Annotated in this window: 9 protein-coding genes; 5 read left to right on the plus strand and 4 right to left on the minus strand. The window is 68.4% G+C overall.

All coding sequences use genetic code 11. The features are described from left to right. Positions 1 to 263 precede the first annotated feature (263 nt). Positions 264 to 1,739 carry an endo-1,4-beta-xylanase gene (locus tag C8E87_RS42995; RefSeq protein WP_133879049.1) on the plus strand — a complete coding sequence of 492 codons (1,476 nt, stop codon included), beginning with the start codon at positions 264 to 266 and terminating at the stop codon, positions 1,737 to 1,739. Positions 1,740 to 2,083: 344 nt separating this feature from the next. Continuing rightward, positions 2,084 to 3,751, plus strand: a complete 1,668-nt coding sequence (locus tag C8E87_RS43000) for a glycoside hydrolase family 43 protein (protein WP_133879050.1) — start codon at positions 2,084 to 2,086, stop codon at positions 3,749 to 3,751. A 43-nt stretch (positions 3,752 to 3,794) separates the two neighbouring features. Here the strand turns inward: C8E87_RS43000 and C8E87_RS43005 are convergent, their stop codons facing one another. Together C8E87_RS43005 and C8E87_RS43010 are read right to left on the minus strand one after the other, a co-directional pair. Beyond that, positions 3,795 to 5,315, minus strand: coding sequence for an alpha-N-arabinofuranosidase (locus tag C8E87_RS43005; RefSeq protein WP_133879051.1), 1,521 nt, complete (start codon positions 5,313 to 5,315; stop codon positions 3,795 to 3,797). 1 nt (position 5,316) lies between these two features. Continuing rightward, positions 5,317 to 6,552 (minus strand): endo-1,4-beta-xylanase, encoded by a 1,236-nt coding sequence (locus tag C8E87_RS43010; RefSeq protein ID WP_239080717.1) that lies wholly within the window; start codon positions 6,550 to 6,552, stop codon positions 5,317 to 5,319. A 211-nt stretch (positions 6,553 to 6,763) separates the two neighbouring features. Here C8E87_RS43010 and C8E87_RS43015 point away from each other — a divergent pair, with 211 nt between their 5' ends. From C8E87_RS43015 to C8E87_RS43025, 3 genes are all read left to right on the plus strand, one after another. Next, positions 6,764 to 8,059 (plus strand): ABC transporter substrate-binding protein, encoded by a 1,296-nt coding sequence (locus C8E87_RS43015; protein WP_203721018.1) that lies wholly within the window; start codon positions 6,764 to 6,766, stop codon positions 8,057 to 8,059. A gap of 75 nt (positions 8,060 to 8,134) precedes the next feature. After that, positions 8,135 to 9,055: a carbohydrate ABC transporter permease gene (locus tag C8E87_RS43020; RefSeq protein WP_438866690.1), complete on the plus strand. Its 921-nt coding sequence runs from the start codon at positions 8,135 to 8,137 to the stop codon at positions 9,053 to 9,055. Between the two features lie 2 nt (positions 9,056 to 9,057). After that, positions 9,058 to 9,888, plus strand: coding sequence for a carbohydrate ABC transporter permease (locus C8E87_RS43025; protein WP_133879054.1), 831 nt, complete (start codon positions 9,058 to 9,060; stop codon positions 9,886 to 9,888). Between the two features lie 207 nt (positions 9,889 to 10,095). Here C8E87_RS43025 and C8E87_RS43030 read toward each other — a convergent pair whose 3' ends face one another. Both C8E87_RS43030 and C8E87_RS43035 read right to left on the minus strand, forming a co-directional pair. Then, positions 10,096 to 10,665 (minus strand): dihydrofolate reductase family protein, encoded by a 570-nt coding sequence (locus C8E87_RS43030; protein WP_133879055.1) that lies wholly within the window; start codon positions 10,663 to 10,665, stop codon positions 10,096 to 10,098. A gap of 361 nt (positions 10,666 to 11,026) precedes the next feature. After that, positions 11,027 to 12,055: a glycoside hydrolase family 11 protein gene (locus tag C8E87_RS43035; protein WP_133879056.1), complete on the minus strand. Its 1,029-nt coding sequence runs from the start codon at positions 12,053 to 12,055 to the stop codon at positions 11,027 to 11,029. Positions 12,056 to 12,078: the final 23 nt, after the last annotated feature.

Here is a 12,078-nt window from a genome sequence, read left to right on the forward strand (position 1 = left end):
GAGAGCCGCCATGAGATCTCCGAGCATGCACGTATCACCAGCTCAGAGCGCATCGGAGGCCGGTACGGCAGCGGTGGCCGGAGCAACAACTCTCGGCGATCTTCCGGAAGCTGTTGTTTCGGCGGTGTTACTCGTGCCACCATGACGCGAATCGAAGCCCGTCACTCCCGATCCGGCTCGCGAATGGCCCTGGCGCGCAACGGTCAATCCGTCCCGCGCGGGATGCGTCATGCCCGGAACGCGAAACAAAGAAAGGTGACCTGATGGCAGTCAATCCCCCGGCCGGCGCGGCGCGAGGTCGGCCGCTGCGTCTGCGGCTGTTGCTCAGTGGGGCGGTCGCGGCCGTCACCGCTGCGGGCGTGGCCATGGTGATGCCGAGCGCGAACGCGGCCGAAAGCACGTTGGGTGCCGCGGCGGCGCAGTCGGGCCGGTATTTCGGCACGGCGATCGCGGCGTCGCGGTTGAGCAACTCGCAGTACTCGACGATCGCGGCGCGTGAGTTCAACATGATCACGGCCGAGAACGAGATGAAACCGGACGCGTTGCAGCCCAGCCGCGGGCAGTTCAACTTCAGCTCCGGTGACCAGATCTACAACTGGGCCACCCAACGCGGTCTGCAGGTACGCGGCCACACCCTGGCCTGGCACGCGCAGCAGCCCGGCTGGATGCAAAGCCTGAGCGGCAGCGCCCTGCGCCAGGCGATGATCGATCACATCAACGGCGTGATGGCCCACTACCAAGGCAAGATCCGCGCGTGGGACGTGGTCAACGAGGCGTTCAACGAGGACGGCAGCCGCCGCTCGTCGAACCTGCAGGGCACCGGCAACGACTGGATCGAGGTGGCGTTCCGCACGGCCCGGGCCGCCGACCCGGCGGTCAAGCTGTGCTACAACGACTACAACATCGAGAACTGGTCGTACGGCAAAACCCAAGGCGTCTACAACATGATCCGCGACTTCAAGTCCCGGGGCGTGCCGATCGACTGCGTCGGGTTGCAGACCCACTTCACCGGTGGCAGCTCACTGCCCAGCAACTTCCAGACCACCCTGTCCAACTTCGCCGCCCTGGGCGTGGACGTGGCGCTGACCGAGGTCGACGTCACCAACTCCTCCACCACCCAGTACGCCGGGCTGACCCAGGCATGCCTGAACGTGCCCCGCTGCATCGGCATCACGGTCTGGGGCGTACGCGACAGCGACTCCTGGCGCGCCAACGAGAACCCCCTGCTGTTCGACGGCAACGGCAACAAGAAAGCCGCCTACACCTCAGTCCTCAACGCCCTCAACGCCGCCGGGCCCACCAACCCGACCACGCCGCCGCCCGGCACCACCACGCCGCCGCCGGCCACCACCCCGCCGCCCTCGGGCAGCGGACGGATCCTCGGCGCGCAGTCGGGCCGCTGCATCGACGTGCCGGGCTCGACGCAGAACAACGGCACGCGGGTCCAGTTGTACGACTGCAACGGCGCGAGCAACCAGTCGTGGACGCTCACGTCGAGCAGGCAGCTGACCGTGTACGGCTCGCGGTGCCTGGACGCCGCCGGCTCCGGAAACGGCTCGGCCGTGCAGATCTACGCCTGCAACGGCCAGGCCAACCAGCAGTGGAACATCAACAGCAACGGCACGATCAGCGGTGTCCAGTCCGGACGCTGCCTGGACGTGTGGGGCACCGGCAACGGCCAGCAGGTACAGCTCTACGACTGCCACGGCCAGGCGAACCAGCGGTTCAGCCTGAGCTGACACCTGGCGTACCGATGCGGTGCGGGGCGGCGACACGCCCCGCACCGCTTCTTTGTGTCCGATCTCGTAAGTTGCGGAACGGTTGCCACCCGGGGGCAGGGTTCGCCGGGCTTTCCGCCGTCCTGGAGGCCGATTTCGACCGCCGAGCAAGGCTGCCGATATTTCCGCTGTGTCTCCGAAAGTTGTTGACATGGTGACGATGGCGGACGACCATTCCGGGAGACGGACCTCGACAGCGTCGGCCCGCCACGACTCTCCCGCAGCGGCTGTCGTGCCTGGGGTTGTGCTCAGCGCAGCCTCGTCCCCCCATGGGCCGCCGCACCCCCTCCCGCGGAAGGTTTTCCATGACGATTGCCAAGGCCGGCCTGTCCCCCGTCGGGGATGACGGAACCGCTGATCAAGTGATCCGGAACCCGGTCCTGCCCGGCTTCCACCCGGATCCGTCGATCGTGCGGGTCGGCTCCGACTACTACGTCGCCACGTCGACGTTCGAGTGGTATCCCGGCGTACGGGTGCACCACTCGACGGACCTCGTTCACTGGCAGCCGCTCGGCGGCGCGCTGACCGAGCGACGGCTCCTCGACCTGAGCGGGGCGGCCGACTCGTGCGGCGTCTGGGCGCCCAACCTCACGTACGCGAATGGGCTGTTCCACCTGCTCTACACCGACGTGGCGACGTTCGCCGGCGGCTACTGGGATCCGCAGAACTATCTGGTCACCGCGCCCGAGATCACCGGCCCGTGGTCCGACCCGGTGGTGCTGCACGGGCGCGGGTTCGACTCGTCGCTGTTCCACGACGAGGACGGCGCCACCTGGATGCTGTCCATGCGCGCCGACTGGCGGCCCGGCCGCAACCGTTTCGCGGGCATCGAGATCCAGCGGTACGACCCGGCCGAGCGCCGCCTGGTGGGCCCGGCGCGGCTGATCTTCGAGGGCACCGACGCGGGCCTGACCGAGGCGCCCAACATCTATCGCAAGGACGGCTGGTACTACCTGGTCACCGCCGAGGGCGGCACCAGCTGGGCGCACCAGGTCACCGTGGCCCGCTCCCGTGAGCTGTTCGGCCCGTACGAGGTGGACCCCGGCGGCCCGCTGCTGACCTCGACCGGCCGCCCCGAGCTCGCCCTGCAGAAGGCCGGCCACGGCAGCCTCGTACAGACCCCGGCCGGCGAGTGGTACCTGGCGCACCTGGTGGCCCGGCCGTACGCGCCGAGCGGGCGCTGCGTCCTCGGGCGCGAGGCCGCCCTGCAGAAGGTGGAGTGGGCCACCGACGCCTGGCCCAGCATCCACGACGGCGTGCCGGCCGAACAGGTCCCGGCCCCGGCCGGCATCACGGTCACCCCGCAGCCGCCGTCCTCCGAGCAGTTCGAGGACGACGACTTCGACGCGCCGGCGCTCGGGCCCAACTGGTCGACGCTGCGCCGCCCGGCCACCCCCGACTGGGTCGACCTGTCCGCCCGCCCCTCACACCTGCGGATCCACGGCGGCCAGTCGCCGATGGCGCGGCACCGGCCCAGTCTGGTCGCCCGCCGGGTGACGAACCAGCGGTCCACCTTCGAGGCCGTGTGCGAGTTCCAGCCCCGCAACAGCCGCCAGCTGGCCGGGGTCGCGGCGTACTACAACTCGCGCAACTGGTACTACCTGCACCTGACCGCCGACGACGACGGCACACCGGTGCTCGACCTGCTCTGCTGCGACAGCGGGCGGGTCAGCATCGCCCCCGGGCTGCAGACGGTGCTCGACGGCGTGCCGCGGGTCGGTCTGCGCGTGCGTTTCGACGGCCCCGCCCTGACCTTCGCCTACACCACCAACCCGGGCGACATGGCGGTCTGGTACGACCTGGGCCGCACCTTCGACGCCACCACGCTGTCCGACGAGTACGCCGCCACGATCGTCCCCGGTGAGCCCGAGGCGTGGGGCTTCACCGGCGCCTTCGTGGGGCTCTGGGTGCAGGATCTGGGGGCCGAGGGCGGGTACGCCGACTTCGACCGGGCCGTCTACCGCGCGGAGTGACTCGACGTGGGCCGCTCGCCGTCCTTGAGCGGCCCACGTCTTCCTACAGCGAGGCCTTGACCGTCACGAACGAGTGGGCCGGCAGGTGCGCCCGCAGCGTGCCCCCGGCCACCTTCACACCGTCGTACGGGCGGGGAGCCACCACGGACGGCGATTCCGGCGTGTTGTGGTCCTGCAGCGCGCCGGACGTCAGGATCAGCGCTTCGGCCCCGTCGAGCGCCCCACCCCGTACGTCGATCTCGACGTCGACCGGCTCGCCGGCGTCGAGATTCGACAGCGACACCAGCACCGCGCCGTCCTTGCGGCTGGCCGAGACCGAGAGCGTGTCCAGCTTCGCCTCCCCGACCGGGCGGCCGGGCAGCGCGTCCCGGAAGTCGACACGCAACGACGTCGCGTCCTGGTGGCCCTTGTTCATGCGGAACACGTGGTAGGTCGGGGTCAGCACCAGGGCGCCGGAGTCCGGGTCGGTGAGGATCATGGCCTGCAGCACGTTCACCGTCTGCGCGATGTTGGCCATGACGAGCCGGTCGGCGTGCCGGTGGAAGATGTCGAAGTGGACGCCGGCCACCAGCGCGTCCCGCAGCGTGTTCTGCTGGTAGAGGAAACCGGGGTTGGTGCCGGGCTCCACGTCGAACCAGGTGCCCCACTCGTCGAGGACCAGGCCCACGCTCTTGCCGGGGTCGTAGCAGTCCATGACGGCCGCGTGCCCGGCCAGCACCTCGTCCATCCTGGCCGCCGCCGCCATCGTCGTGTAGTACTCGTCGGTGTCGAACGCGGTGGCCGAGCCCTTCTCCTCCCAGGTCGGCCCGGTCAGCGTGTAGTGGTGCACCGAGAGCGCGTGGAAGCCGGTGCTGCGGATGTGCCGGCAGCCCAGATGCCCGACCTGCTTCATCAGAGTCTCGGTCCACGCGTAGTCGGTGCCGTTGGCCCCCGCGGCGATCTTGTAGAGCTGGTTGTCGCCGTAGTCGCGGCAGTAGGTGCCGAAACGGCGCGCCTCCTGCGCGTAGTGCTCGGCGGTCATGTTGCCGCCGCAGCCCCACGCCTCGTTGCCCAGCCCCCAGAACTTGACCCGCCACGGCTCGTCGCGGCCGTTCGCCTTGCGCAGCCGGGCCATCGGCGAGTCGCCGTCGCGGGTCAGGTACTCGACCCACTCGCTCATTTCCCGTACGGTGCCGGAGCCCACGTTGCCGCTGATGTACGGCTCGGCGCCGAGCAGCTCGCACAGGGCCATGAACTCGTGGGTGCCGAAGTGGTTGTTCTCCTCGACCCCGCCCCAGTGCGTGTTGACCATGACGGGACGCCGGTCCTTGGGGCCGATGCCGTCGCGCCAGTGGTACTCGTCGGCGAAGCACCCGCCCGGCCAGCGCAGGTTAGGGATGTCGAGCGCACGCAGGGCCTCCACCACGTCGAGCCGGATGCCGCCCTCGTTCGGGATCTCGGAGTCCTCGCCGACGTAGAAACCGCCGTAGACGCACCGGCCCAGGTGCTCGGCGAAGTGCCCGTACAGGTGGCGGTTGATCCGCGGGCCATCGACGTCGACATTGATCACTGCTCGGACGGCCATGTCAGGCGCCTTCCAGTCGGAGGTGGACGTCGGACGCGGACGCGCCGACGGTGAACGAGGTCGCGCCGGCGGCGGAGCTCAGCTGGTAGTCGCCCGGGAAACCGCGGACCTCGAGACGCCCGTACGGGTCTGTCCGCAGGCTCGTCGGCGCCAGCCAGCACTCGCCCTTCACCAGATTCCTCAGGGCCTCGTACGCGGGTTTGGGGGTGCCGTCGGTGCGGATGAACCCGCTCGGGGCGCCCAGCCACGCCCCCTCGTCGAGCCAGCCCCAGTACGTGACGGCCTGAACCGACGGGTGCGACAGCAGGGCGCGGTAGTGGCGCACCATCTCGCCGGCCTGGCGCTGCTCGCCCTCGGCGGTGGTGGGCCACGACGGCACCTGGTAGTCGTTGAGGTCCTCGATGTGCGGCGGCATCAGGTCACCGGAGACCAGTGTCGTCTCCGTCATGTGGATCGGCAGGCCGAACCGGGCGAAACGGTCCACGGTTGCCAGCGTCCGCTCCTCGCCCCAGTAGCCCTGGTGCATGTGGCTCTGCAGGCCGATCGCGTCGACCTGGACCCCGGCTCCGAGCACCCCCTCGATCAGACGCTCGTACGCCTCGGACATGTCGAAGTCGTTGAGCAGCAGCGTTGCCGTGGGGCCGGCCGCGCGCGCCTCGGCGAAGGCGAACTGCACCGTGGCGATCCGGCCGCGCTCGGCAGCCAGGCGGGTGATCGCGTTGCGGTGCGGCTCGTTGACGAACTTGGGCATGATCACCGCCTCGTTGACCACGTCCCAGGCCTGGATCACGTCGGCGAAGCCGGTCACCTCGCGCCGGATCCGCTCGCGGACGGCCGTCTCGACCTCGTCGGTGGGCAGGTCCCGCAGCCAGTCGGCGGTCAGCGTGTGCCACACCAGGGGGTGGCCCTTCACGCGGCAGCCGTGCTCGGTGAACCACTGGGCGGCCTGCCGCAACTGACGCGTGCGGGGGCGGCCGCGCTGCGGTTCGAACAGGCCCCAGTAGAACGGCAGGGTGGCCGTGTTGAACACGTCGAGCCACAGATCCGCCGTACGGGGGATCTCCTGCGCCCCGGGCTCGTCGCCGGGCGGGACGAAGTCGAAGCCGATGGTGCCGAACCCGAAGGCGTGGGACCGCTGCTCGACGACGACGTCGTGATCCGGCAGCGGCCGGCCGTCGGCATCGATCAGGGTGAACGTGACCTGTGCGAGCCGATGGTCGAACGGGGTTGTTGTCACTGCGTCTCCTGCCGTGGGCTGGGCTTTCGCAACTTCCATTTCTCGCCGAAACGTTTCACACCGCTTCTCGGGGGCGACACCGAGCGTTACACGTCCACAACGACTTCCACCTCATGGTGACGAATATCTTGACATGCAGGTTGATCACTTCATAGCTTGGCTTTCACATTCCGGAAACACTCCGAAACTTTCGGTACCGAGGGGTGAACCTGTGGCACCTAAGAAATTTTTGGCCGTAGCGGCCGCGATGGCGCTGAGCGCCGCGAGCCTGACTGCCTGTGGCGGCGGGGACGACGAGGGCGGCGACTCCAGCTCCGGCGGCAAGGTCGAGATGTCGTTCTGGCACAACTCCACGACGGGTCCCGGCAAGGCCTACTGGGAAAAAACGGTGGCGGACTTCCAGACCGCCAACCCGAACGTCACCATCAAGATCCAGTCGATCCAGAACGAGGACCTGGACGGCAAGCTGCAGACCTCGCTGAACTCGGGTTCCGCGCCCGACATCTTCATGCAGCGCGGCGGCGGCAAGATGGCCGCGATGGTCGAGGCGGGCCAGCTCAAGGACATCAGCGACCAGGTCAGCGCCGAGACCAAGGCGGCCGTCGGCGACGCCGCGCTGGGCACGGGTGAGGTCGACGGCAAGACCTACGCCGTGCCGGTCTCGATCCTCCCCGGCGGCTTCTGGTACAGCAAGAACACCTTCCAGAAGGCCGGTGTGACCGCCACGCCGACCACGATGGAGGAGCTCACCGACGTCGCGGCCAAGCTGAAGGCCAACGGGACGCCGATCGCGCTCGGCGGCAAGGACGCCTGGCCGGCCGCCCACTGGTACTACTTCTTCGCCCTGCGCGCCTGCAGCCAGGCCTCCCTGGACGCGGCGGCCAAGGACAAGAACTTCAGTGACCCCTGCTGGACCAAGGCCGGCGAGGACCTCAAGGCGTTCGCCGACACCAAGCCCTTCAACGACGGCTTCCTGACCACCTCGGCCCAGCAGGGCGCGGGCAGCTCGGCCGGCCTGATCGCCAACGGCAAGGCAGGCATGGAGCTGATGGGCGCCTGGGACCCGGGCGTCATCGCGGGTCTGACCAAGGACAAGAAGCCACTGCCCGACCTCGGGTTCTTCCCGTTCCCGGCGGTCTCCGGCGGCCAGGGCGACCCGGCCGCGATCATGGGCGGCGCCGACGGCTTCTCCTGCTCGGCCCAGGCGCCCAAGGAGTGCGCCGACTTCCTCAACTACATCCTCACCAAGCCGGCGCAGGAGGGCTACTACAAGGCCTTCAACGCGCTGCCGGTGAGCAAGGAAGCCCAGGGCGCGGTGACCGAGGACTACCTGAAGGCCGTTCTCGACGCCTACAACAAGGCCCCGTACGTGTCGCAGTGGCTGGACACGGTCTACGGCCAGAACGTGGGTAACGCCCTCAACATCGGCGTGGTGAACCTGCTCGCCGGCAAGGGCGACGTCGCCGGAATCATCAAGTCCGTCAACGACGCGGCCAAGAAGGGCTGATAAAGCGTGGCGCTCACTCACGAGGCGCCGGGCGATCGTGTGCGTGACGGGAGCGGCGTTCAGGCGCCGCCCCCGTTGCGCCCCCGCCGGCGCGGCATCGGCTGGGCCCAGCGGCTCGAGATCGTGGCGCTGTCCGGCCCCGCGATCCTGGTGTTCGTCGGCTTTGTGATCTTCCCGGTTGTGATGGCCGCGTACTACGGCTTCTACCGGTGGAAAGGTTTCGGGAAGCCGACCAACTTCGTCGGGCTCGACAACTACGTCACCATCCTGCAGGACACCGCGTTCCACGAGGCGCTGTGGCACAACGCCGAGATCCTCGTGCTGTCGCTCGTCCTGCAGGGCCCGGTTGCCGTCCTGCTGGCCCTGCTGCTAAACCGGCGGATGCGCGGGCAGTCCGCGATCCGGATCCTCATCTTCGTCCCGTACGTGATCGCCGAGGTCATCGCCGGCACGGCGTGGGCCCTGATGCTGCAGACCAACGGCGCGGCCAACGACGTGCTCAGAGGCCTCGGCCTCGACGCGTTCGTCCAGGACTGGCTGGCCAACCCGAAACTGGCCATCTGGTCGCTGATGTTCATCCTGACCTGGAAGTACGTCGGGTTCGCGGTGATCCTGTTCCTGGCCGGCATGCAGAACATCCCCGACGAGCTGAGCGAGGCGTCCGCGGTCGACGGCGCGTCCTTCTGGCAGACCCAGCGGCACATCACCCTGCCGCTGCTCATGCCGACGATCCGGATCTGGGCGTTCCTGTCGATCATCGGATCGCTGCAGCTGTTCGATCTCGTCTACATCATCTGGGGCCAGTACGTCGCCTCGACCGCCGGCACGTCCACGATGGCGACCTACATGGTCACCGAGGGCCGCAACGCCGGCAACTACGGCTACGGCAACGCGGTGGCGGTCGTGCTCTTCATCATCTCCATGATCATCGCGTTGGTGTACCAGCGCTTCGTTCTGCGCCGCGACACCGACGGCGCGCTGACCGGAGGACGCTAGCCATGGCCGCGACCAAGAGCTCCGGGCGCAACCTGCTCGTGTACCTCGCCGCGCTGATGCTGATCGGTCTCATGCTGGGACCGGTCATCTACATCATCCTCGGCGGGTTCCGGACCAACTCGCAGATCACCGTCGACCCGGCCGGCCTGCCCAACCCGTGGGTCGCCGAGAACTACACCGACATCCTGGCCAGCGAGACCTTCTGGCGTCAGGTCGGCAACTCGACGATCGTCGCGGTCATCACCACCGCCGCCGTGGTCGTGCTGGGCGTCATGGCCAGTTACGTGCTGGCGCGCTACAAGTTCCGCGGCCGCGGGGCGATGTACGCGCTGTTCGCCGCCGGACTCATGTTCCCGGCCACGGTCGCCATCACGCCGCTCTACATCCTGATCAAGAACCTGGGCCTGGTGAACACCCTGCCCGGCGTGATCCTGCCGCAGATCGCCTTCGCCCTGCCCATCACGATCATCATCCTGGTGCCGTTCCTGCAGGCCATCCCGAAAGAGATCGAGGAGGCCGCCGCGATCGACCGCTGCAGCCGTCTCGGCTTCTTCTGGCGGATGGTGCTGCCGTTGTCGGTGCCCGGCCTGATCACGGTCGGGATCCTGGCATTCGTCGGCAGCTGGAACAGCTACCTGCTGCCGCTGTTCATCCTCAACGACCAGGACACCTTCACGCTGCCGCTGGGTGTGCAGGCCTTCGCGTCGCAGTACTCGGTGGACACGGCGCGGGTGCTGGCCTTCACGTCGTTGTCGATGATCCCCGCGCTGATCTTCTTCAGCCTCTTCGAACGCCGCATCGTCGGCGGCCTCACGGGCGCCGTCAAGGGCTGACCCGCCGCACGCCGGCCGGACCGCTAACGGGGCTGGTCATCGTCCCCCCGATGACCGAGCCGGTCCGGCCGGCTGTTGTGTCCCAGCCACCCGTCCCCTCCCCTGCCCGGCTGGTGGGTTCCAGCCACCCCGCCCCGCCCGGATGTTGTGTTTCGCCACCTGTCCCATCCCCCCGCCCGGCCGCCCGTCCGCGGCCGGATCGCGGTGTTATCGGCCGCCGCCCTCGATGCGGTAGCGGAGATACACGACGCCGTTCGGGAACCGGCGCTCGTCGACAAGCTCCAGGTCCAGCCGCAGCCCGCTCGGCAGCCCCGGTTTTCCCCCGCCCAGCACCACGGGCAGAACAACCAGCCGGCACTCGTCGACCAGCCCGGCACGGAAGGCCTGCGCCGCAAGCTCAGCGCCCCCAACGGTGAGATCGCTGCCGGTTGTGGCCTTGAGTTCCCGCACCGTCGCAGGGTCGAACTGCCGCTCGATCCGGGTATCAGCCGTGGACACCACGTCGAGAGTCGTGGAGTACACGATCTTGCTCGCCTTCTGCCACGTGCTCGCGAACTCGGCCGTCAGATCGGACCGGGCGGCCAAGCCTGCGTCGGTCTCCCACACGGCCATCGCCTCGTAGAGGCGCCGCCCGTAGAGAAACGTCCCCACCGGCCGCAGCAACTCGGTGTGGAACGCGAAGACCTCATCCCCCAGCGGGAACCAGCTGATGTCGCCCTGCTCGTCCTCGATGTACCCGTCAAGCGACACGTTCGTCACGTAACTGAGCTTGCCCACGCTTCCATCCCTCCATGGTCGTCCGCCCTCATCGGCTCTACGAACACCCCACACCAGATCCGACACCGCGGAGGGAACTCGTCGCGGCCTCCCCCTCAGCTCAGCAGCGCATGCCTCCCCGGAGCCGTGACGCCGGGCTTCGGGCGGGGCTGCGTCGGGCGCAACCATCCGCCACGGCCGGAGCCCGCGCTACGCAGCGCGACCACTGACCAGGTCGCGAGGCGCCCCCGGTTCGGCGCTGGTGCGGTTGTGGGAGGTGACGAGGCGTACGGAGAAAGGGGTTGTATCTGGCCCGATCCGATGGGACGGCGAAGGGCGCGACAGCCGCAGCTGCCGCGCCCTTTTGACCGCTGTTTCGACGTCAGCCTGAGCAGGAGACCGACGGCCAGGTGGTGCCGCCGCCGTTTCTCATGATGGTTACGCCGAAGTTGTTGCCGGAACCGTTCGGCCTGGCGACCATCTGGTACTGCGACGGCCACGAGGCGCTGGTGTTCCAGGTCGACCCGACGGTCTGCGGCGCGACCATGTTCATCGTGACGGTCCAGTTGCTCGAGCCGCTGACGCTCACGTTGAGGTTGTAGCGGTCCGACCAGCTCTCGCCGGCCGACAGCGTCGCCGTGCAGCCACCGCCGCCGGGCGGGTTGGTCGGGTTGGTCGTCGGGCCCGTAGTCGGGTTGCCGCCGCCGCTACCCTCGCTGACCGTGATGTTCGACTGGACCGTGCTCTGGTAGCCCTCGGTCGCCATGATCTGGTAGTCATGCGAGCCGAGCTGCAGACCCGACCTGGTCCAGGCGTCGAAGTGGTTGCCGACGGTGATGGTGCCGCCGGTCCGCTTCTGCTGCCGGACGCTCCAGTACTGGTAGAACGTCCGCGTGCCCTCGATCGAGGGCTGGTTGACCCGCTGGGTGCGGTACACGTCGTACGTGCCGCCGTCGGTGGTCACCGAACCCAGCCTGGAGGCCTGGCTGGCCGGGTTGTAGTTGCCGTAGTTCTCCACCACGTAGTACTCGACCAGCGGGTTCCTGGTCCAGCCGTAGAGAGCGAGGTAACCGTTGCCCTGGGTGCTCCAGGTTCCGGAGTAGTTCACCACGCGACGGGCGCCGGGGTTCCAGCCCTTGCCACCGACCCAGTTGTTGGTGCCGCTCTGGATGTTGACGGAGTAGTTGCCACCCTGACCCAAGGTCATGGTGACGTTGCCGTTGTCCTTCCAGTACGAGAAGAAATAGCCGTTGTGGTAGCCGGTCTCGTTGTTGGTGAGCGTCCGGTTGGCCTCGGCGTTGGCGTCGGTGACAGCCACCGTGCCGACGACCGCGATCGCAGCGGCACACGCGGCCCCGAATGCTGCTCTGATGCCGCGTCTGCGGCGGCTCGGACGAACTTCTTGTTCCATGAGGACTTCCTCCTGCGGAGGCC

This window comes from Paractinoplanes brasiliensis (genome assembly GCF_004362215.1).
Lineage (GTDB): Bacteria > Actinomycetota > Actinomycetes > Mycobacteriales > Micromonosporaceae > Actinoplanes > Actinoplanes brasiliensis.

Bases quoted from the DNA above. Each gene is read 5' to 3' on its own strand.
- C8E87_RS42995 (WP_133879049.1), top strand. From the start codon at position 264: ATGGCAGTCAATCCCCCGGCCGGCGCGGCGCGAGGTCGGCCGCTGCGT.
- C8E87_RS43005 (WP_133879051.1), bottom strand. From the start codon at position 5,315: ATGGCCGTCCGAGCAGTGATCAATGTCGACGTCGATGGCCCGCGGATC.
- C8E87_RS43035 (WP_133879056.1), bottom strand. From the start codon at position 12,055: ATGGAACAAGAAGTTCGTCCGAGCCGCCGCAGACGCGGCATCAGAGCA.
- C8E87_RS43000 (WP_133879050.1), top strand. From the start codon at position 2,084: ATGACGATTGCCAAGGCCGGCCTGTCCCCCGTCGGGGATGACGGAACC.
- C8E87_RS43025 (WP_133879054.1), top strand. From the start codon at position 9,058: ATGGCCGCGACCAAGAGCTCCGGGCGCAACCTGCTCGTGTACCTCGCC.